General features: G+C 40.3%; 20 protein-coding genes, 5 pseudogenes and 1 other annotated feature. Of the genes and pseudogenes, 2 read left to right on the top strand and 23 right to left on the bottom strand.

The window, feature by feature from the left end; genetic code table 11:
* Positions 1 to 101 precede the first annotated feature (101 nt).
* The 5 genes from OVN21_RS10490 to OVN21_RS10470 all read right to left on the bottom strand — a co-directional run bounded on the left by OVN21_RS10490 (position 102) and on the right by OVN21_RS10470 (position 4,842).
* Positions 102 to 548 (bottom strand): NUDIX hydrolase, encoded by a 447-nt coding sequence (locus OVN21_RS10490; RefSeq protein WP_323744066.1) that lies wholly within the window; start codon positions 546 to 548, stop codon positions 102 to 104.
* Between the two features lie 10 nt (positions 549 to 558).
* Positions 559 to 1,257 carry a 3-oxoacyl-ACP reductase gene (locus tag OVN21_RS10485; RefSeq protein WP_267248373.1) on the bottom strand — a complete coding sequence of 233 codons (699 nt, stop codon included), beginning with the start codon at positions 1,255 to 1,257 and terminating at the stop codon, positions 559 to 561.
* A complete protein-coding gene (locus OVN21_RS10480; RefSeq protein ID WP_267248372.1) occupies positions 1,250 to 1,486 on the bottom strand; it encodes a DUF2829 domain-containing protein in 237 nt (78 codons plus the stop codon). The genes OVN21_RS10485 and OVN21_RS10480 overlap by 8 nt, the downstream gene beginning before the upstream one ends.
* A gap of 84 nt (positions 1,487 to 1,570) precedes the next feature.
* Complete coding sequence (locus tag OVN21_RS10475) at positions 1,571 to 3,772, bottom strand: glucosaminidase domain-containing protein (protein ID WP_267248371.1); 2,202 nt, start codon at positions 3,770 to 3,772, stop codon at positions 1,571 to 1,573.
* A 131-nt stretch (positions 3,773 to 3,903) separates the two neighbouring features.
* Complete coding sequence (locus OVN21_RS10470) at positions 3,904 to 4,842, bottom strand: dihydroorotate dehydrogenase (RefSeq protein WP_267248370.1); 939 nt, start codon at positions 4,840 to 4,842, stop codon at positions 3,904 to 3,906.
* A 299-nt stretch (positions 4,843 to 5,141) separates the two neighbouring features.
* On the opposite strand from OVN21_RS10470, the gene OVN21_RS10465 reads away from it, so the two are divergent.
* Positions 5,142 to 6,371 carry an IS110 family transposase gene (locus OVN21_RS10465; RefSeq protein ID WP_267247867.1) on the top strand — a complete coding sequence of 410 codons (1,230 nt, stop codon included), beginning with the start codon at positions 5,142 to 5,144 and terminating at the stop codon, positions 6,369 to 6,371.
* 95 nt (positions 6,372 to 6,466) lie between these two features.
* Here the strand turns inward: OVN21_RS10465 and OVN21_RS10460 are convergent, their stop codons facing one another.
* From OVN21_RS10460 to infC, 5 genes are all read right to left on the bottom strand, one after another.
* Positions 6,467 to 7,267, bottom strand: a complete 801-nt coding sequence (locus tag OVN21_RS10460) for a dihydroorotate dehydrogenase electron transfer subunit (protein ID WP_267248369.1) — start codon at positions 7,265 to 7,267, stop codon at positions 6,467 to 6,469.
* Positions 7,268 to 7,512: 245 nt separating this feature from the next.
* Positions 7,513 to 7,893, bottom strand: a complete 381-nt coding sequence (locus OVN21_RS10455; protein WP_267248368.1) for a VOC family protein — start codon at positions 7,891 to 7,893, stop codon at positions 7,513 to 7,515.
* Between the two features lie 57 nt (positions 7,894 to 7,950).
* Positions 7,951 to 8,310 (bottom strand): 50S ribosomal protein L20, encoded by a 360-nt coding sequence (gene rplT, locus OVN21_RS10450; protein ID WP_267248367.1) that lies wholly within the window; start codon positions 8,308 to 8,310, stop codon positions 7,951 to 7,953.
* 51 nt (positions 8,311 to 8,361) lie between these two features.
* The gene (gene rpmI, locus OVN21_RS10445) at positions 8,362 to 8,562 is read right to left on the bottom strand and encodes a 50S ribosomal protein L35 (protein ID WP_001125942.1); all 201 of its coding nucleotides are present in this window, start codon (positions 8,560 to 8,562) and stop codon (positions 8,362 to 8,364) included.
* A 32-nt stretch (positions 8,563 to 8,594) separates the two neighbouring features.
* Positions 8,595 to 9,125, bottom strand: coding sequence for a translation initiation factor IF-3 (gene infC, locus OVN21_RS10440; RefSeq protein ID WP_267248366.1), 531 nt, complete (start codon positions 9,123 to 9,125; stop codon positions 8,595 to 8,597).
* Between the two features lie 15 nt (positions 9,126 to 9,140).
* Positions 9,141 to 9,272: a sequence feature (ribosomal protein L20 leader region), on the bottom strand.
* A gap of 206 nt (positions 9,273 to 9,478) precedes the next feature.
* Here infC and OVN21_RS10435 point away from each other — a divergent pair.
* Positions 9,479 to 9,742 carry a transposase gene (locus OVN21_RS10435; protein ID WP_267248365.1) on the top strand — a complete coding sequence of 88 codons (264 nt, stop codon included), beginning with the start codon at positions 9,479 to 9,481 and terminating at the stop codon, positions 9,740 to 9,742.
* Positions 9,743 to 9,884: 142 nt separating this feature from the next.
* Here OVN21_RS10435 and leuD read toward each other — a convergent pair.
* The 13 genes and pseudogenes from leuD to OVN21_RS10375 all read right to left on the bottom strand — a co-directional run.
* Positions 9,885 to 10,388: pseudogene (gene leuD, locus OVN21_RS10430) on the bottom strand (3-isopropylmalate dehydratase small subunit); the annotation flags it as partial.
* Positions 10,389 to 10,397: 9 nt separating this feature from the next.
* Positions 10,398 to 11,781 (bottom strand): annotated as a pseudogene (gene leuC, locus OVN21_RS10425) (3-isopropylmalate dehydratase large subunit).
* A gap of 3 nt (positions 11,782 to 11,784) precedes the next feature.
* The gene (locus OVN21_RS10420; protein ID WP_267248364.1) at positions 11,785 to 12,054 is read right to left on the bottom strand and encodes a DUF1294 domain-containing protein; all 270 of its coding nucleotides are present in this window, start codon (positions 12,052 to 12,054) and stop codon (positions 11,785 to 11,787) included.
* Positions 12,051 to 13,088, bottom strand: coding sequence for a 3-isopropylmalate dehydrogenase (leuB, locus tag OVN21_RS10415; RefSeq protein ID WP_267248363.1), 1,038 nt, complete (start codon positions 13,086 to 13,088; stop codon positions 12,051 to 12,053). The genes OVN21_RS10420 and leuB overlap by 4 nt, the downstream gene beginning before the upstream one ends.
* 11 nt (positions 13,089 to 13,099) lie before the next feature.
* Positions 13,100 to 14,661, bottom strand: a pseudogene (locus OVN21_RS10410) (2-isopropylmalate synthase).
* Between the two features lie 315 nt (positions 14,662 to 14,976).
* Complete coding sequence (locus OVN21_RS10405; RefSeq protein ID WP_267248362.1) at positions 14,977 to 15,633, bottom strand: MmcQ/YjbR family DNA-binding protein; 657 nt, start codon at positions 15,631 to 15,633, stop codon at positions 14,977 to 14,979.
* A gap of 43 nt (positions 15,634 to 15,676) precedes the next feature.
* Positions 15,677 to 16,309, bottom strand: a complete 633-nt coding sequence (locus OVN21_RS10400; RefSeq protein WP_267248361.1) for a copper homeostasis protein CutC — start codon at positions 16,307 to 16,309, stop codon at positions 15,677 to 15,679.
* 93 nt (positions 16,310 to 16,402) lie between these two features.
* On the bottom strand, positions 16,403 to 16,762 hold the full coding sequence (locus tag OVN21_RS10395) for a YbaN family protein (RefSeq protein WP_148842510.1): 360 nt from the start codon (positions 16,760 to 16,762) through the stop codon (positions 16,403 to 16,405).
* Positions 16,763 to 16,868: 106 nt separating this feature from the next.
* On the bottom strand, positions 16,869 to 18,956 hold the full coding sequence (gene topA / locus OVN21_RS10390) for a type I DNA topoisomerase (RefSeq protein ID WP_267248360.1): 2,088 nt from the start codon (positions 18,954 to 18,956) through the stop codon (positions 16,869 to 16,871).
* A gap of 197 nt (positions 18,957 to 19,153) precedes the next feature.
* Positions 19,154 to 19,546, bottom strand: a pseudogene (locus tag OVN21_RS10385) (helix-turn-helix domain-containing protein); the annotation flags it as partial.
* Between the two features lie 413 nt (positions 19,547 to 19,959).
* Entirely contained in the window at positions 19,960 to 20,145 is a 186-nt protein-coding gene (locus OVN21_RS11205; RefSeq protein ID WP_416370431.1) for a DUF2812 domain-containing protein, read from the bottom strand.
* Between the two features lie 14 nt (positions 20,146 to 20,159).
* Positions 20,160 to 20,498 carry a PadR family transcriptional regulator gene (locus tag OVN21_RS10380; RefSeq protein WP_267248359.1) on the bottom strand — a complete coding sequence of 113 codons (339 nt, stop codon included), beginning with the start codon at positions 20,496 to 20,498 and terminating at the stop codon, positions 20,160 to 20,162.
* A 66-nt stretch (positions 20,499 to 20,564) separates the two neighbouring features.
* Positions 20,565 to 21,122: pseudogene (locus OVN21_RS10375) on the bottom strand (conjugal transfer protein TraA); the annotation flags it as partial.
* Between the last annotated feature and the right edge of the window lie 124 nt (positions 21,123 to 21,246).

Raw genomic sequence — 21,246 nt, 5'->3', positions numbered from 1 at the left:
TGAATCACTCTCGAAGATTAGCTAAGGATGTTGAAAAATCCGTATCGTCAGAGCTTGCTTTTGTCAAACTTTCACACATTAATCGGCTTTTAAAGGCTCTATCATTTTGTGAATACAGGTTCTGAATTTTGACTTACCTTCAAGACTAATGGCGATGCATTTTCTTCTGTGCTTTCTTGAATTGCCTTCCAAACATATCCAAGAGAATCATTCATACCATCAGAGACAGTTTCAGAAATATTCACTTGAGATGCCTTCTCGTTTATCTCAACATCATACAATGCCATGATATGGTGAACCATAAAATTTGTTAACTCTTCCCTGACGAAAACATCGTAGATTCGAGGATTGGAGTAGCTTCTAACAGTAAATCCCGTCTCTTCCAAAACTTCTCTAATCAGAGTTTCCGTCAGTCCTTCACCAAGTTGCTGACTGCCACCGGGAAGGTCTAACCTATTTTTGTAGGGACCAGATGTTTTTTGAATACAAAGAAGACAACCATGTTTATAGCAAACACCATAGACTCCAAAGTGATTTTTGATTTCCATCCAACTCCTCCTACTTCAAACTCCAACCACCATCCACTGTCATGATTTGTCCTTGCATAGTGCTTGCTTTTCCACTTGCTAGGAAAAGGCTAATCTCCGCTACTTCCTCTGGCTCAATCCAGCGCTTGATTGGCGTTTCACTAGCCACCCAGTCAGCTAAGCCACCTGGTTCAAAGTCGGCAGCAGTCATAGCTGTCTTAACTGCCCCTGGAGCAATCCCAAAGACCTGAATCCCAGCTTCAGCATAGTCTAGAGCTAACTGCTTGGTAAAGCCAGCCAAGGCGTGCTTAGACGAGGTATAGGCGTGACCACCTCCGCCAGCTAGGCTAGAAGCGATGGAGCACATATTGATAATGATTCCTTTTTTATTTTCCAGCATTTGTGTCAAATAATGTCGAGTTAGCTCAACAGGAGCTATGTAGTTGATTTCAAAAATCTCTTGAATTTCCTGAGCTGATTGCTCCAAAAGTGGTTTGTAATCATCCAAAACTCCTGCAGTATTGCACAAAATATCCACCTGAGGACACCAGTCAAAAATAGGCTCCAAGTCCAAGGTCAAATCTCTCTGTAAAAAGTGAAAATCACCTTCTAAGAGTGGATTTTTACCTTGGTCAACTCCATAAACTTGATAGCCATTCTCTAAAAAGAGGCGAGCTTGAGCCAGACCAATCCCTGAACTCACACCTGTAATCAATACACGTCTAGTCATGTACTTCTACCCAATCTGTCGCCAAAACATCACAAGGTGTCGGGCTCCACATGGAAAAACCTTCTCCTTCTCCAGACACGTTGATTAGGAAATAAGGTGTCACTTCAAGTGCAATCCCGTTTTGTTCAATGGTGTCAAAAAGTTGGACATAGTTTTCAGCACCTCCCCAACCAGTACGTACATATTTTTTCTTAGCCTTTAAGTCAGGCAGGATTTCTTCAAATGTCATGTTGTTCTCCTTTGTTGGCTACTTATTTTTATTATAACAAAAAATCGACAACCAATCTATCATGGTTCCCGATTTTGTTCTTCCCTAGTCTTTCCCACCAAGTTTGCTATTGATAGTCATCATGATACTAGCAATTTTCTCTCCCCAGTATGGGTCAGAAGCATAGAGTACATTCATGCCAGAAGCTTTGTTCCCAAGGTGGTCTCTTCCACGGTCAATATAGTTCTCGCGAATCCACTTAGCCGCACCGAGAATCCCCTTGTCCACATCATCAAATTTTTTGGCCGAGGTATATGGGCTCGAATCATAAGCCGCAATTCCAAAGAAGTTATTCTTATCCTTTGCAATCTGGCTCCGCCCCCAAGCACTCTCGAGTGCACTATGCGCCATCAAGTAAAGTGCATTCACACTATAGCGTTCCTCAGCTTCCTTAAAAACAGCTCCCTTACCAGCAAGGCGACTATCCCGAATATTCATCAAAGAATAAACTTTATCCAATTCGGCTGCGCTGTAATTACTTGGCTTAGTCAAATTTCTAAAGAGGAAGGGATTTTCAATGGTAAAGTCATCAAAATGAATCCCATCAGTTGAATAATATTTCTTACCAATGGTCATAGCTGAGCTATGTGGCGCAACACGGAGACTTACATAAGGTGATAACTCATGGTAAAAATACTTACCATCACTTGTATAATGAGGGACAAATTCACTATCTTTATCAATAGCTACTAAATCACTTTTATTCATGAAGCCGGATAAACCAGAAATATTGACTGGTATTTGACTATCTTTTTTAGATTGTGCATCTCCGAGTGAGACGATGGTTCCCTGTGATACATAACTCAATCTTTCACCAGAAGCGCTATAAACATAAGCAGTAATTGGCTTCACTTTGTAATATTTTACCTCTGAGATCCACTTCCCATTATTCTGGAAGGAATACTCTTTACCTTTGATCGTGAAAGTACCTGTTACATATCGACCATCATCTTTTAGATAGTACCAAGCATCGTAATCTTTATCAAAAATCCATTCATTTTTGGCCATATAGCCACCAGATTTAAGGTAGTATGAACCAATCCATTCACGGGAAGCGTAGGCCCCACCTGACTTCAAGTAGAACCAGCTATTGTAGGATTTATCAAAAATCCACTCTTTTTCCGCCATCGCACCACTATCTTTCAGATAGTAGTCACTTTTCCACTGGCTACTTGCCATCACACCATCGCTATTGAAATAGTACCATGTTCCTTTGATTTTTTCCCATTTATTGCGAGAAATCTTGCCTGAAGCTGTGGCATAGTACCACTTGTCAGATATTTTCACCCAATCATTTTCTGCCATGGCACCACTGCCTTGAAAGAGGTAGTCATTGTAGATAGTACGGCTAAGCATAACACCATCTTGATTAAAGTAATACCAGACGCCTTCAATCTTTTCCCATTTATTGCGAGAAATCTTGCCTGAAGCTGTGGCATAGTACCACTTGTCAGATATTTTCACCCAATCATTTTCTGCCATGGCACCACTGCCTTGAAAGAGGTAGTCATTGTAGATAGTACGGCTAAGCATAACACCATCTTGATTAAAGTAATACCAGACGCCTTCAATCTTTTCCCATTTATTGCGAGAAATCTTGCCTGAAGCTGTGGCATAGTACCACTTGTCAGATATTTTCACCCAATCATTTTCTGCCATGGCACCACTGCCTTGAAAGAGGTAGTCATTGTAGATAGTACGGCTAAGCATAACACCATCTTGATTAAAGTAATACCAGACGCCTTCAATCTTTTCCCATTTATTGCGAGAAATCTTGCCTGAAGCTGTGGCATAGTACCACTTGTTAGATATTTTCACCCAATCATTTTCTGCCATGGCACCACTACCTTTGACAAGGTAATCATCAACCATGGTATTACTGAGCATAATGCCGTTTTTATCAAAGTAATACCAGACGCCACCAATTTTTTTCCAGTTTACGACAGACTGGTTATTTTCATAAAAACGCCAGTTTCCTTGCTCTTTTTTCCAACCTTCCTTGATAACTTCCTCGTTTTTTTCCTTTTTGGATGAGTCATCTTTAGAAGAATTTTCCTCTTTTACAACCGGCTCTTTCTTGGACCCCACTTGGGGAACTTCCTTTTTCGGAGTAGCTTCTTCTTTTTTCTCGACTACATCTGTGGTCTGAGTTTTTTTCGTAACCTGAGATTCTTCAGCATATACAGTTGTCTTTGCAAATCCTGCCATAGAAAGAACGACAGTACTTGCAAGTAGTATCTTCTTCATTTTATTCTCCTCAGTAGAAAACTATCTACACTATTACTATTTTATAAGACCTATTGTAACATAGTTAACTAACAGAAATATTACAAATTGATGAAGATTCTATGTCTTGTTGACAATAAGAAAGTTCTAGCTTATCTCAGACTGGCTTTGACTTCGCGACGGAGATCTTCCAAGCAGTTAATGCCATATTTGTCCATAACTTTTGGCAGATTTTTGATAATATCAGGACAAGCATATGGATTGATAAAGTTGGCTGTTCCAACTCCGATAGCAGAGGCGCCAGCCATATACATTTCTAACGCAGCTTCTGCCGAATCTACTCCTCCCATCCCAATGATAGGCAGGCCTGTTGTTTGGGCGACTTGACGGATGAGTTTGAGAGCGACTGGAAAAACTGCGGGACCAGACATCCCACCTGTTCCATTGGCCAAGATTGATTTTCTAGTTTTGAGATCAAAGCGCATACCGACTAGAGTATTGATCATGGTTAAGCCACTTGCTCCCGCATCCTCTGCTGCCTTTGCGACGGTAACGATATCCGTCACACTAGGTGTTAGTTTGACATAAACTGGCACATTAGAGACCTCTACAGCTGCTTTCACCACATCATAAGCTAGATCCGGATCTTGACCAATCAAGAGTCCGTGATTGCAATGATCTACGTTAGGACAAGAAATATTGAGCTCAATAGCTTTTACATTTGCTGCCTTGGAAATCCCCTGAGAAACAGCAGCATACTCTTGTTTTGAAAAACCAGCTACATTGGCAATAATAGGAAGATTTGGATACTCTCTTTCCAACCAAGGTAGTTTTTCAGCTAAAACAGCTTCTAAGCCAGGATTTTGCAAACCGACTGCATTGAGCATACCAGCAGGCGTTTCTGCCACCCTGGGAGTTGGATTCCCAAAACGTGGTTCTAGAGTCGTTGCCTTAATCATAATAGAGCCTAAAAGGTCTAAATCATAGTACTTGGCATACTCTTGGCCAAAACCAAAACAGCCTGATGCTGGAATAATCGGATTTTTCAAATCCAATCCTGGTAGAGAAACTTGTAAACGATTTGTAGGCATACTTATCATTCATTCCTTTCGTTTCACTCAAGGCACAACACCGAATGAAAAGATGTTGTGCTCTTTATTTTAGTTTACAATAGAGTTGAGGAGTTCTATCACTACTACAAATCACGAGGAGGAGAGTAAGTGAGTGGTATAGCCACTACCTCGAATAATTATAGGTGTAGTTCTTCCCATCAAGCACAAGAACGGTGACTCTGAGCACCTAAACTTATATGTGGATAAGCGACTCGTTTGTCAAAGGGAAGAACAGTCAAGGGATAGGCAGACTCAAATTTGGTGAAAGGAGACCCCTCATGTTAAAAATTGTTTATCCTAATTGTTGTGGAATTGATGTGCATAAAACCTTTATTGTAGCAGTTATTGCCATCACCAATAATCAAGGAATTACAACCTACCATCGTAAACGGTTTTCCACCTTTACCAATGGTCTCATTCAGCTACGTGATTGGTTAGGATACTATTCCTGCTTTGATGTCTGTATGGAATCTACTGGTAAATACTGGATTCCTGTTTTCAATATCCTAGAAGAACATACCAATGTCTGCTTGGCTCATCCCAAGTATGTCGAGGCTATTCGTGGAAAGAAAACCGACAAGAAAGATGCGCAGTGGATTGCCGACATCTTCAAGCATGATTTAGTCGCTCCTAGCTTTATTCCCCCGCTCAAAATCAGACAACTCCGTGACCTCTTTCGCTATGGTATGAAGTTAACACAACTCCAAGTTAGCGAGAAAAATCGTTACCAGAATTGTCTCACTTGGTCTAACCTTCAAATTGCAAGTGTCGTTTCCGATGGTTTCGGAAAAAGTGCTCAAAAGATTATCCAGAGTATCTTTGACAATCCAGAGGAGAAACCAACTATTGAGCAGCTCATTCACAAGAGAATGAAGAATAAAGTACAAGACTTGGACATCGCTATAGAGGGCGAGCTAACACCAGAACAAGCCGAGAAAATCAGAGTCATCAAGGCTCACTACGATGCCTTAGCTATCTGTAAAGAGGACTTGGAACAGATGATTCGTGAACTTGGTCGTGACTATCAAGAACAAGTTAAGCTGATTCAAACAGTACCTGGTTTTAAAGATGAACTATCTGCTCTCAGAATTATCTCTGAGATTGGTGAAAATATGACTGTCTTTGATAATGCAGGAAAACTCTGCTCGTGGGCAGGTTTAGTTCCAGCTAACAATGAAAGTGCTGGCAAGAAATACTCTACTCACATTTCCAAAGGTGGGAGATACCTCAAACCTTTTCTCGTCCAAATCGCTAACGCGGTTGTCAAGTCTGATAAACATCTCGAATTCAAGAACCAGTATCTCAGACTCAAGAAGCGCCGTGGTCATCGAAAAGCAATGATCGCTATCTGTCGCAGATTACTGGTTTCTGTGTACCAAATGCTACGGAAACAAGAAGACTACAATCCTGCTTTACAAGGACTGACCGAAATACGAAATCCTGATAAAACGATGTCTGTTCAAGACGCTGTTCGTTTTGCACAACAACACGGATTCAATGTCGCTTAATTTCAAAAATCAGCTTGCAAGACCTCTTTTTAGTGTACCTAAAATTAGGAGAAACAATAAATCAATTAGCTTTTATCTTTTTTTCAAACTTTGCCTTATAATACAACTGTTCCTGTGCGGAAAACAGGCCCATCTTCACAGACGCGTTGGCTGACCGTCTCGCTTTCTGGCACTTTTAGGACACAGGCATAGCAAGCCCCCATCCCACAAGCCATACGAGATTCCAGAGATAGATAGGCTCTTGGATGGTCATAAAAAGTTTGATTGATATACTTCATCATTCCTGGAGCCCCACATGAGTAAACAGCATCAAACTGACTGTCTAAATCCTTGATGACCACGGAGACATTTCCTTTAGTGCCATAAGAACCATCATCTGTCGTTACAAAGACCTGACCATACTGAGCCAATTCCTTTTCGAGAATAACAGCATCCTTAGTGGCAAAACCGAGAACTATCACTACTTTTACACCACTCGCATACAATTCCTTAGCAACCTCAAGCAAGGGAGGAACACCAATCCCACCACCAACGAGGAGTACCTGACTCTGCTCATCAAGGTCAGACAAGTCAAAACCATTCCCCTGAGGGCCCATCACATCAAGAGTATCTCCCTGACTTAAGGTTGAAAAAATAGCGGTTCCAGCTCCCTCAATCCGATAAATAAGATGACACTGCTCGTTAGCCTTATCAATAGACGAAATTGAAATAGGGCGACGCAAAAGATGGGCATCATCAGGCACACGCAGATGAAGAAATTGGCCTGCTCGCATGGCTTCAACCATTTCCCCTTCTAAGACTAATTCAAAGATTGCTGGCGCAATTTCCTCCTGAGCGACCACCTTCATGATCTCCAAACGAATGGCACCCAAACGTTTCTTACATGTGGGATTCATGATTTTCCTCCTTAAATTTAAGGGGACCAGATAAAGAAAAGACCTTGCTAATGCAAGGCCTCAGTTGGGTTAGGCTAGAACTCATGCGCACACTTAAAAAGTCTCCACAGAGAGTCCCCTATCCCTTTTATCTGACACCTTGTGAGTCTCTCTGGACTCCCCTTAAAGGTTAAATTTGTATTAGTATACTCTTTCAAAGAAAAAAAGTCAAGTAGAAAACGAACATTCTACTTGACTTTACTGGATTATTTTTCACGAATGACTTCGACCTTGTAGCCATCAGGGTCTTTGACAAAGTAATAGTTAGGTGCAGTTTCTGGTAAGCCATTTGGCTCAGTCACTTCATAGCCTTTTGCACTGTGCTCTTGATGAAGAGCTTCAAGATTAGGTGTACTTAGGGCGATATGGGCAAACCCATCTCCAACCACATAAGGACCGTGATCGTAGTTATAGGTCAATTCCAACTCGTAGTCATCACCCTCAAGTCCTAGATATACAATCGTAAAGGCATGGTCTGGAAAATCTCTGCGACGCAATTCTTTAAAACCAAAAGCATCTTGATAAAATGCGATTGATTTTTCAAGATTTTCTACTCGCAAGCAAGTGTGTAACATTTTTGAAGCCATATATTCTCCTTTATTTTTAAAAAGACTGGGACAATCCTGTCCCAGTCTCATCAGTTATTATTTACCAAGTTTTGCTTTAGCTACATCTGCAAGAGCTGTGAAAGCTGCTGCATCGTTAACAGCCAAGTCAGCAAGCATTTTACGGTTAACTTCGATTTCAGCCAATTTCAAACCATGCATCAATTGTGAGTATGAAAGTCCGTTCAAACGAGCTGCCGCATTGATACGAGTAATCCACAATTTACGGAAGTCACGTTTTTTCTGACGACGGTCACGGTATGCATAGTAGTAAGAGTTCATTACTTGTTCTTTTGCAGTACGGAACAAGATGTGTTTAGCTCCATAGTAACCTTTTGCTAATTTAAGAATACGTTTACGACGTTTGCGTGATACAACGCCACCTTTAACACGTGCCATGTTTTATTTCCTCCAAATATTTCCTAGAATTCTTTACTTACAGTCAAGCTATTATTTCAAGCGAGTAAGCATTGCTTTAATACGTTTGAAATCTCCTGAATGCACCATAGATGCTTTACGAAGATGACGACGTTGTTTCTTAGTTTTTCCGTGGAAACGGTGAGAAGTGTAAGCACGGAAACGTTTAAGTCCACCAGAACCTGTACGTTTGAAACGTTTAGCTGATGCGCGGTGTGTTTTTTGTTTTGGCATGATTTTTTCTCCTTTATTTAACTTTCTGACAATTATTTTTTGTCAGTTGCTGGCGCCAACTGCATGAACATTTGGCGTCCATCCATCTTAGCTCGTTGTTCGATGATGGCAATATCTTGTGTTGCTTCAGCAAACTCGGCTAAAACTTTTGCACCAATCTCTTTATGGGTGATCATGCGCCCTTTAAAGCGAATGGATACCTTAACTTTATTTCCTTTTTCAAGGAACTTGCGTGCATTGCGAAGTTTTGTGTCAAAGTCACCCTTGTCAATAGTTGGACTCAGACGAACTTCTTTCACAGTAACAACACTTTGTTTTTTACGTTGTTCTTTTCGCTTTTTCTGATACTCAAATTTGAACTTACCGTAGTCCATAATTTTTGCAACAGGCGGTTTTGCTTGGGGTTGAATCAATACTAAGTCAACATTTGCACTATCAGCCAATGCTTGCGCTTCGCTGAGTGGCTTGATACCTAGCTGTTCTCCCTCAAAACCGATCAAGCGAACTTCACGTACACGAATTTCATCATTGATGAATAAGTCTTGCTTTGCTATGGTTTTCACCTCTTTTGTTTTATTAGAGAAAAACAAGAGCGGACTCGTAATAATACAAGCCCGCACGTTATGATAGCGTTTCTTAGAAACTTTTCATCCGTAGGGCCAGGCAACTTGATGTCACAAGGCGAGAAGCTCTCACTTCTGCTTTTCTCAACTTTTATATGATACCAAGTTTTCTAGTCCTTGTCAAGATAAAAAGTTATTTTATTTTTTTGAAAAGTTTGTGTTTATATTTTAGCTTGCTTTCCATACCAAAAAGAGAGAACCAAGTTGATTCTCTCCCTATGTTAGTTTTTCCTTAGCTTCCCTATAGAAAAACTTAGAATCTGTATTCACAAAAAAAATGTTAAACTAAAGATGTGATACGAAAAGCATATGATACCGATTTCACCGATCAAGAATGGGCTAAACTTGAACCCTATTTCTCCCAACATCGCACCTATAAGTGGGCTAAACGAGAACTCGTGAACGCCACCTTGTATATCACTAAAACAGGTTGCAAATGGCGCATGCTCCCTCATGATTTCCCTCCTTCCCCAACTGTCTGGAGTTTCTTTCGTCGTGCCAGAGAGAGCGGCTTGTGGGACACCATTTTGACGGAACTGGTTAAAAAAAGCGACTGAAAGCTGGTAGAGCAGCCACTCCAACCTATGCTATCATTGATTCTCAAAGCGTGAAAAATCCGTATCGTCAGAGGTTGCTTTTGTCAAACTTTCACACATTAATCGTCTTTTAAAGGCTCTATCATTTTGTGAATACAGGTTCTAAGAGCTTGTGTTTCCATTCACCATCGATTTCGAAAGTGAATTCTCCAATTGGTGAGATGATTTTTTGTTGTTCCAAGTCTACAGTTACCTGATCGCTTGATTTCAAGTGGGCTAGTTTCTCTCTAACCTCTCTGGGCTGAACAATAGGCAACATGCCATTATTGAGCTCATTATTGTAATGAATGTCACCGAAAGATCCTGCAATCACGACCTTAAAACCATAGTCAGCTAGAGCCCAAGCTGCGTGTTCCCTCGAAGACCCTGCCCCAAAGTTATCCCCTGAGACGAGGATAGTTGCTTTACGATATTCAGATCTGTTAAAGACAAAGTCTGGATCCTCAGTATACTTGTCATCCAAATAACGCCACACATACATGAGGTACTTACCAAAGCCTTTCTTATCAATTAACTTGAGAAACTGCTTGGGTAGGATTTGGTCGGTGTCGATGTTATCATTCATGAGAGGAACGGTCGTTCCCGTATAAACTGTAAATTTCTCCATATCCTCTCCTTACTGGGCTTCTGGCATTTGCCGAACATCTACGAAGCGCCCTGCAATAGCTGCCGCAGCTGCCATAGCTGGACTACAGAGATGAGTCTTAGCACCAGAGCCTTGTCTGTCTTCAAAGTTTCGATTGCTGGTTGAGGCACAGTGAACACCATCAGGGATCTTATCAGGATTCATCCCTAGGCACATAGAACAACCTGGGTCTCTCCACTCAAAGCCAGCATCTATGAAAACCTTATCCAAGCCCAACTTCTCAGCAGCTCGTTTGACTGGTCGAGAACCAGGTACCACAATAGCTGTTAAGTTAGGGGCAATCTTCTTCCCTTCGACAAATCGAGCAGCCAGTTGCAAGTCGCTGAGACGAGCATTGGTACAAGAACCGATAAAAATATAGCCTAGTTCAATATCAGCTGGCTTTTGACCAGGTTCTAAGTCCATGTAATGATAAGCGCGCTCATCATTCATATCCTTAATTTCTGGGAATCTACTGTCAAAGTCAACACCCATAGCAGGATTGGTTCCCCAGGTTACCATGGGAGCCAAGTCTGAGACATCCATCTGGATAACCTTATCGTATACGGCATCCTCATCACTGACAATTGTTTTCCAATCAGCCACAGCCTCTTCGAAATTCTCTGGAACACACTCGCGTCCTTTGAGATAGTCATAGGTAGTCTGATCCAGATTCATGATTCCCATCTTAGAGCCAAACTCGATGGACATATTGCAGATGGTCATTCGTTCTTCCATGCTCAGTGCATCAATCGCTTGTCCCCGATATTCCACCACATAGCCAACACCACAGGCAACGCCGTACTTGGCAATTAAGGCGAGAATAAAATCCTTGGAGTAAACTCCCTTTTGTGGAACTCCTGTAAATTCTACCAGCATTTTCTTGGGTTTGACCTGCCAGAGGGTCTGGGTAGCGAAAACATGCTCGACTTCACTGGTTCCAATTCCAAAGGCGATTGATCCGAAAGCTCCGTGGGTTGCTGTATGGCTATCTCCACAGACGATGAATTTCCCTGGTTGGGTTTGTCCTGTTTCTGGACCAACCATGTGAACGATTCCCTGCTTTTCAGAACCGTGGACTGCATGTTCAATCCCAAACTCCTCAACATTTTCAGCTAGCTTATCAATTTGAGCCTTAGAAATCACATCTCGAATATCGTAGATATTGACTGTCGGGACATTGTGGTCAAAGGTTCCAAATGTCAAGTCTGGTCGTCTCAATCTACGACCTGCATCTCGTAATCCTTGGAAAGGCTTGAGGGCTGGTCACTTCATGAATATAGTGCTGGTCCACATACATGAGTTGGGGCTGCCCCTCTTCTCCTGTGATGACATGACGGTTCCATAATTTATCAAAAATCGATTTTCCTGCCATCCATTACCTCCAAATAACATGTAAGGCTACTAGTGTAGTCACCATCCCAAGAAACCAAACTGTTTTAAAATACCATTTTCGAGTCTTGTGGTGAAAAGTGATTCCTGCTAGCCAGGCACCAAAACCACCAAAAGTAAAGGCTAAAATAAGTAAGATTTTCTCAGGAATGCGCCAAGCTCTTCTCCTCGCCTTGGATTTGTCAATGCCATAAATCAAGAAAACCATAACATTCCAAATCAAAAGGACTAGAGTAATTTTTTCGTCTAACTTCATAACCTTGCAATAATGGCTTCTGTCATTTCCTTTGTTGAAGCCTGTCCCCCTAGATCTCTCGTTAATATACCAGCTGCCAAACTTACCTCAACAGCACGTTCAATGCACTCCGCATCCTCATAACGTCCAAAACTATCTCTCAACATCATGGCCACTGATAAAATCATGGAGATAGGATTGGCAATTCCTTGACCAGCAATATCAGGTGCTGAACCGTGAATAGGTTCATAGAGACTTGGTTCATTTTCAGAGTGACTGGCTGATGGCATAAACCCAAGTGTGCCAGATAGAACACTTGATTCATCAGAGAGAATATCTCCAAAAAGATTCTCCGTTACAATAACATCAAACTTGGCAGGATTGGTAATTATAAGCATAGCAGCTGAGTCTACCAACTGGTGTTCCAAGGTCACATCTGGGAAATCCTGTGCGACCTCCTCAGCTACTTTCCGCCAGAATTTTGATGTTACCAACACATTTTGCTTATCAATGCTGGTAAGGATTTTTCTCCGACTTCTTACGATTTCAAAGGTCTTGCGAATAATTCGCTCCACTTCCTCATAGCTATAGTCGTTGATATCACGTGCTTTGCGCTCTTCAAGGATATGATCTCCAAAGTAAATCCCACCTGTCAACTCACGCACCACAACAAAGTCTACACCAGCAATTCGTTCTGCTTTGAGAGGTGATAAATGCTTGAGACTCTCAAATATTTTGACTGGGCGAATATTGGCATAGAGATTGAGTTCCGTACGGAGAGCCAGCAGTCCTTGTTCAGGACGAACCGCTGCTTCATCATACTGGGGACTCCCAATAGCCGCTAGGAGAATGGCATCTGCTTCTCTACTTGCCTTGAGAGTTTCATCAGGTAAGGGATCCCCTACAGCATCAATACCTGCACCTCCAAAAGGTCGTCTATCAATCTCATAGTCAAAACCTGTTTTTTCAGCTAGAGCTTCCAGAACCTCTAAACCAGCCTCCATGATTTCTGGGCCAATTCCGTCCCCTGCTAGAACTACTATTTTCTTTGTCATAGCATCCTCCTTTACACACTAGGCATGTCACGATAGGAAACACTGCGTCCCATCTCACCAGCATTCTCTTTTTGAACAAAGGTATTAGCGTTTATATAGGCAATAGCCGAAGCCTTCAATACATCGAAATCAAGACCTGCTGCGTTAAAGATGGTTTCTGTATCTCTGTTTTCAACAGTAACCAAGACACGAGCTTGAGCATCAATTCCATCTGTCACAGCATCAATGGTATAGGACACCAAGCAGACAGATTGATTAAAGAACTTATCTATAGCGTTAAAGATTGCTTCAACGGAACCTTGCCCTGTCGCATTAAATTCGACTTTTTCACCATCAATATTAGCCAGGCTAACAAGCGCTTCAATATCATTGTCTGCATGAGCTTGAAGTTGTAAATCATCAAAGTGGAAGCCTTCTGGATTTTCAACCATGGTTCCAGCTACCAGAGCTCGAATATCTGCATCTGTGATTTCTTGTTTCTTATCTGCCAGTGCCTTGAACTTAGCAAAGAGTGGTTTGATATCCTCTTCTGTAAAGTCTAGGGCCAATTCTCTTAGTTTTTCGACAAAGGCATGGCGACCTGACAATTTACCAAGCGGAAGACTATTACTCTTAACACCAACCAATTCAGGGGTGATGATCTCATAAGTAAGAGGGTTTTTAAGGACTCCATCTTGGTGAATACCAGACTCGTGAGAAAAGGCATTGCCACCAACCACAGCCTTGTTTTTAGGAACTGGAATACCAGAAAAGCGAGAAACCATTTCTGACGTATTCATTGTTTCATCCAAAACAATATCACTTGTTGCTTGGAAGAAATCCTCACGAATCTTCAAAGCAACAGCTACTTCTTCAAGAGCAACATTACCTGCGCGTTCACCGATACCATTAATAGTTCCCTGGACACGTCCAGCACCGTGTTTAATTGCTGTCGAAGTATTTGCAATTGCCATACCGAGATCATCATGACAGTGGACACCAAAGACAACTTTATGATCTGATTTAATATTTTCAGTCAAGTGATCAAAGATGCGTGCAAACTCTTCTGGCGTGGTGAATCCAACCGTGTCAGGGATATTGATATAAGACGCACCAGCATCAACCGCTGTTTGAACAACTTGTAATAGGAAATCCAACTCTGTTCTAGTCGCATCCTCTGGAGAGAATTCGACCACTTCAAACTTAGAACATGCATAAGAGACATGCTCCTTAATAGCTTCTAGAATCTCTTCCTTGCTCTTATTGAGCTTCTACTTGCGGTGAATCGGACTGGTAGCGATAAAGACATGAATCTGTGGATACTTGGCATCCTTAAGTGCCTCATAACAAGCATCAATATCAGATTTTACAGAACGAGCTAATCCTGTCACTGCTGTTTTTTTCATGGCTTTAGCAATTTCTTGAACGGCTATAAATGAATCTGGACTAACAGCCGGAAAACCAGCTTCAATTACAGAAATTCCCCATTTCTCCAGTTGCCTTGCAATGGCAAGTTTTCCTTGATTGAAAAATTAACGCCAGGTGTCTGCTCTCCATCCCGAAGGCTGGTATCTAGAAACTCAACTATTCGCATAAGATTTCCCCTTTTCCAAATATGGTTGTAAAGAAACATCTCGCTCAGAAACCCAAGCGAGATGTTTCTTTACTCCCGCTTGGTAAGCCAAACAGGACTAATGCTTTTTGCACTAGCCCAAGTACCTCAACAACAAAGCAAATTGATTAAACTTAGCTGTTTTCATGTTTGACTTTCTCCTTCGTTTGATATCTTGTTTAGTATTCTAGTATAGGAAAAATTTCTTGTCAAGAAAAAATCCATTATTTTCTGAAAATTTCTTCAGTAAAGAATACTTTGCTAATTGAAAATATTTAAAAACGCAAGTGAATTTCCTTATTTTTTCACGGTTAAGTTCCAACTTCTTTCTATCAATTCCAGTACTTCTTCATCCGACAAGGTATCATCAAAAGCCACACTAATCCAGTAGCGTTTGTTCATATGAAAGACTGGATAAATGCCCTTTTGTGAAAGCAAATCGACTACTTGATCGTGTTTGAGGTTGACTGCTTCTACTAGCCCTTCTCTCCCCTTATCTAACTTATCCCATGGAATTCTCATCAAAACAGCATACCACTTTTGATTGCCTTCATGGCGCAATACAGCTGTATCAGGCGATTTTTCCCACAGATACTCCAACTGATTACCATACTTTTCCTGAACTTGAGTCATGATTCGTTTAGTCTGAGGGAAGATGAAATCCTGCACATCAAAACAGGCCTTCCGAATCTGGTAAAGAATCTCCAAACAAGCCTCACGGACACTTCCTACAAAACTTCCCCTCATGCTTTCCATATGGACTTGAGGATAGAGGTCGCCCGTTTCCCGGTCAAAGACCTGAAAACTCACATTATCAGCAGTAATGGACACAACCATGACAAAGTCACCTTGCAAAATCTGGCAACTATAAGTCCAAACTCCACTACTTTCTAAAAAATCATAGGCACGAGCCTTTTCTTGATTAAACTGGTAAGATTTAAAAATTTCAAACATAAGTGAAAACTGCTACCCAAAGCTAGCAGTTCCTTTCTATTTTTTAAAAGACAACCTTGGTTCCATGTAATTGTGTTACACCCAGTTGGTCGATAAAGGTTTGACGGTTGTCCAAATCAATCCCCCCACCTGGTAGAATTTCAATTTTACCTTTAGCGTGCTCCAAAATTCTGTGATAGTGAGCGAAACGTTTGTCTAGTGAATCGCCAGACACACCAGCACGAGTTAGGATACGAGTGAGTCCAGCTTGACTGAGCCAATCAATGGCCTCCAACTGGTCTTCATCACTCAATTCATCAAAGGCCATGTGAAAGACAATTTCCATTCCTTTTGATGCAACAATCAGCTTCTCCAGATTAGCTTTATCCAACCTCTTCTCAGCAGTTAAGACACCAAATACAACTCCTTGACTTCCAGCCTGAGCAGTCAACCGAATATCTTCTAGCATGATAGCAATTTCCATATCATTATAGACAAAGTCGCCACCACGAGGACGAATCATGGTCATAATGGTCGTATCATAGTTAGCTGCCAGTTCAACCGCTGCCTTGGTCACTCCATAGCTGGGTGTTGTTCCACCAACTGCTAGATTATCACAGAGTTCGATTCGACGAGCTCCAGCCTGCATCGCTTTTTCAAGCAAGGTCACATTTTCAGCACAAAATTCGTAAATCATTTGATTCTCCTTGAAGATTACTTTGAATTTATTATATCATATTGTTGTAAATATGCTTTCAATTTTACCAAGGGAAATAGTAACAAATTTTACCTATTCTTTGTCTGGAATAACTTTAAAGAGATAGTAGGTGATAAAGATGGTCAAAGCTCCTAGACCGATTTTGACTGGTAAGAGAGGGGCAAAATAAATAGAAATCCCCATCAAAATGTAGATGGATACGATGATTTTTTTCTTACGTTCACGCGCAATGGACTTGGTCTCACGAAAATCAGCTACATATGCTTGATAGAGCTTGGTATGATAAAGCCAGTCTTCAAAACGCTTAGAAGATTTAGAAAAGCAAGCGATAGCTAACAAAAGAAAGGGAGTTGTTGGTAAAAGTGGTAAGACAACTCCAATAACAGCTAAAGCCAGTAAAATAAAGCCAATACAGAGATAAATAATACGCATGATTTCTCCTAGATAAATTACTCTTCCTCTAGTTTCACACACAAGGGGGAAATTTGTCAAGCTCCAACCAAAAAGAGCCTGAAATTCATTTTCAGGACTCTGCATTTTATTTAATTTTCTCTTCTTCGTAGTCGCCATTACTACATACAACCTGCTTGCCACCACCACGGACTTTTTTCTCCACAAGGAAGTGTCCGCATTTTGGACAATCACGTCCAATTGGTTTGTCCCAGGAAGTAAATTCACATTCTGGGTAACGATTGCAACCATAGAAGAGGCGGTTACGTTTGGTTTTGCGTTCAATGATTTGTCCCTGATGACAACTTGAACACTCAACACCAATCTCTTTCACGATTGCTTGGGTATGACGGCAATCTGGGAAATTGCTACAAGCGTAAAACTTACCAAAACGACCAAGTTTAATGACCATTGGACTGCCACACACTTCACAGTCAAATCCAGCTGGTTCATCCTTGATTTGGATCTTTTCCATTTCTTCTTCAGCCTTGGCAACCTCTTTAGAAAATGGTTTGTAAAAGGCATCTATAACACGTTGCCACTGCTCTTTTCCGACCTCGACATCATCTAGTTTACCTTCCATTTCAGCTGTGAAGGTCACGTTTACGATATCTGGGAAGTATTCAACGATGAGTTTATTGACAATTTCTCCCAGTTCTGTCGGTTCAAAGCGCTTGGCTGCAAGGCGGACATAATAACGTTTCTGAATGGTTTCAATGGTTGGAGCGTAGGTTGACGGACGTCCAACCCCATTTTCCTCCAAGGTCTTGATCAGTGTCGCTTCAGAATAGCGAGCAGGTGGTTGAGTGAAATGTTGCTCTGGTTTGCTATTGACCTGTTTAACCACATCTCCAACAGCCATGTCCGGTAACATCTTATTCTTGTCAGAATCATTATAAATGGCAAGATAACCATCAAACTTAACCTGACTACCATTAGCAGCAAATTGAATCCCATTTTGAGACAATTTAACAGCCATGGTATCAAAGATAGCGGCTGTCATCTGACTCGCTACAAAACGATTCCAGATAAGGGTATAAAGCTTGAGCTGATCCTTGTCCAGATACTTAGCGATGCTTTCAGGTGTGTTAAAGACACTAGATGGACGAATGGCTTCGTGGGCATCTTGAGCACCTGAGGCATTCTTGACCCTGCTACCATGCTTGGAATACTTGCTACCAAAACGGTCGTTAATGTAGCTTGCCGCTTCGTTCTGAGCTACTGGACTAATACGAGTCGAGTCTGTACGCATATAGGTAATCAAACCTTGCGTACCTGATCCGATATTGATCCCTTCATAGAGCTGTTGGGCTACCATCATAGTCTTTCGAGTACGGAAATTGATTTTGTTAGCTGCATCCATTTGCATGGTTGAAGTCGTATAAGGTAGTGGCGCATTGCGTTTGCGTTCTTTCTTATCTACCTGGTCTACTGTAAAATCTTTGCTAATCAAATGGGACAAGACTTCCTTAACTTCTTCGTTGGTGGTCAATTTCATCTTTTTGCCATTCATACCATAGAATGAAGCCTGAAATTGCTTGGTTCCCTTCTTAAAGACACCATCAATTGTCCAGTATTCTTCTGGTTGAAAGGCATTGATTTCATTTTCACGGTCAATGATGAACTTAAGGGCAACCGACTGCACGCGCCCTGCTGATAAGCCCTTCTTGACCTTTTTCCACAAAATAGGCGAAATCGAATACCCTACCAAGCGGTCTAAGACTCGACGAGCTTGTTGTGCATCGACCAAATCCATGTCAATCTTGCGCGGTTCTTTAAAGGCATTTTTTACTGCGTCTTTGGTAATTTCATTAAAGACTACACGGTTGGCATCATTCTCATCCAAATCAAGGATATGAGCCAAATGCCAGGAAATTGCTTCTCCTTCACGGTCCGGGTCACTCGCTAGAAAGACTTTATTGGCCTTTTTAGCTTCTTTTTTTAAGTCATTGATGAGAGAACCTTTTCCTCGGATATTGATATATTGCGGTTCATAGTTATTTTCAATGTCGACCGACATACTGGATTTCTTCAAATCACGGATATGCCCGACACTGGCTAGAACCTTGTAGTTTCTGCCTAAATATTTCTCAATCGTCTTGGCCTTAGCAGGCGACTCTACAATGACTAGATTTTTCTGAACTGTTGATTTTTTCTTCTTTGTTGCCGTAGCCACACTATCACACCTTTTCAAAGTAATAAACTTTATAAAGTGTAAACCATTTTTCTATAGCTGTCAAGACCTAAGTCCCACATATAAGAAGAAAAGTTTATCTGAGTGAACAATGCTAAATTTCAAGTTCAAGTTAGCTAGCAAGCAGAGATTCTCTGGGAGACTTGTAGTCCAAGCATTTTTTAGGATAGTTATTGAACCAATTTTCCATGATGAATCCAATAGTAAATGATTGAAATTCCCACTGTAACACCCTTAGCCTTGACCATCATTTCAGGAGACAACTTTTGGTTATGATAGTGGAGAGTCTTTTGTTTTAGCTCTTTGGTCAAGATTGATTTCTTCACAGAGCGCTTCCGATTGGTTTCACAAATCATTTGAGCATAGTCGGCAGAATATACCTTTTTGAAATGTACTTTTCCAATACATTGTAGGACTGTTCCACGCTTGATTTCATTGTGGATAGTTTGCGGAGCTTTTCAAAGTAGAGAGGCGATTTCTCTATTTGATTTTCCTTCATTTTTCCATCATTGGACTAAGCGACGGCTATCGATTATCAAATGTTTCACTTTTGTAGTATAATGGTTTTGCATCTCTGTGCCTTTCTAAATATCAATCTATCAAATTAGAGTCCTTTTTATATTTATTATAGTTTTTTTGTGCCTTAAATAGTATCATTGCAATTATCAATGTAACTAATCCGATAAGCCCACTTAAAACAATCTTGGATACTTCAAAATTACTATCGTATAATTTATATACACAAAGTGCAAACAATGTAAACAACATTATAAATCATTATAAATATGCACCTCTTATATATTTATATTGCTCTGCCAAATCTGATTTATTTGTCAACAATTTTTGTGGTTCTTTGCCGTCATTTTCTACCACTAATATTTCTTTATTATATCTTTGAAAAGAATTCGCTATTTTCCCATCTCCATGTGCATACAGTCTGAGTCTAAATTTCCCAAAAGCACTGTTACCTTGGTTTAATGGTGCTCTATATACTCGTGATCCATTTTTTCAGCATTTGTATATAGCCATTATTTTCCTTTGAAGAATTTGTCCCTATAAATTGTGTTGAATTAGAATAATCCTTATCGGTTTTTTCAAAATCATATATAAAATTATTCATTGTTTTTGATCTATATCCTTTTTTAGCGATTTTATTTAACCATACTTCCAATTCACTTATTGAATCTAAAAAAATCTAATTTTTTCATGCTCTTCGCCCCTTATATTTTTTATCAATAATTGAAGTTCACACAATCGGTTTTCCTCTTTTTTAACCTGTTCTTTTCCTGATTCAGTTATAATATAATTCACTTTTCCATCTACCCTTGAAGATTCAACAATCCATCCTTTCTCAACTAAATTCTTTATTGCTCCATATAAAGTCCCCATCCCTAAAACAACTCTTCCATTGGTTTTTTCTTCAATAAACAGCTTAACTCCATACCCATGTAGTTCCTTATATAAGGATAATAAAACCAATAATGTTGTTTCAGTTAAAGCTCCGCTTGATATACTATCTCTCATCTTCTACTTTCCTTTCTATATATCACTATTCGTATCATTTGTCAATATAACTAATACTTTTATAATTCAAGGTCTTGGTTCTTGCAACCACTCTATACAGATCTTAACTTTTTCTGCCCGTTCTACTTCTTTTCGCATATCTATAATTTGAGAATATAGGGTATCTTTTTCTTTCCTCAAAGTTATTACTTATGATTTCCACTTGGATATATTTAAGGTCTTGCTTTCTCCTAAATGCTCTTTCAAATATTTCTTGGCACTTTCAAACAAAATAATCTCTGCGGTATGTTCATTGTAAAAAGTATTCTGTTTGTTTTTCTTTAGCTTGGTATAAGCTTTATAGATGTCTTTATGTTTTAAATATTTTTCTGCGTGGTTGATAAGCTGTACTCTATCATCTATTTTCTTTTTGGTGTCTTTTATAGCTCTTGTGGTCTTGTAATTCTTATCTCTTAAAGTAACTATACTTTCTTTCAGTTCAGATAAGGAAATGATGTTTTTCTCTTTTAAAAATTGATAGTTCTCGATGTATTGTTCTAAATCTGTATGACGGTTATCTGCATTTTTACGGATAAGATTTTCAAAAACGGACAGCAAATTTTCTTTGGGTAGGAAAGTGGATTTTAGAACCTGTATTCACAAAATGATAGAGCCTTTAAAAGCCGATTAATGTGTGAAAGTTTGACAAAAGCAAGCTCTGACGATACGGATTTTTCAACATCCTTAGCTAATCTTCGAGAGTGATTCA

This window comes from Streptococcus sp. Marseille-Q5986 (genome assembly GCF_946902915.1).
In the GTDB taxonomy this organism is placed as follows: Bacteria; Bacillota; Bacilli; order Lactobacillales; family Streptococcaceae; genus Streptococcus.
The sequence above is the reverse complement of the archived record's forward strand: the minus strand, read 5'-3'. Positions and strand labels throughout refer to the sequence as shown.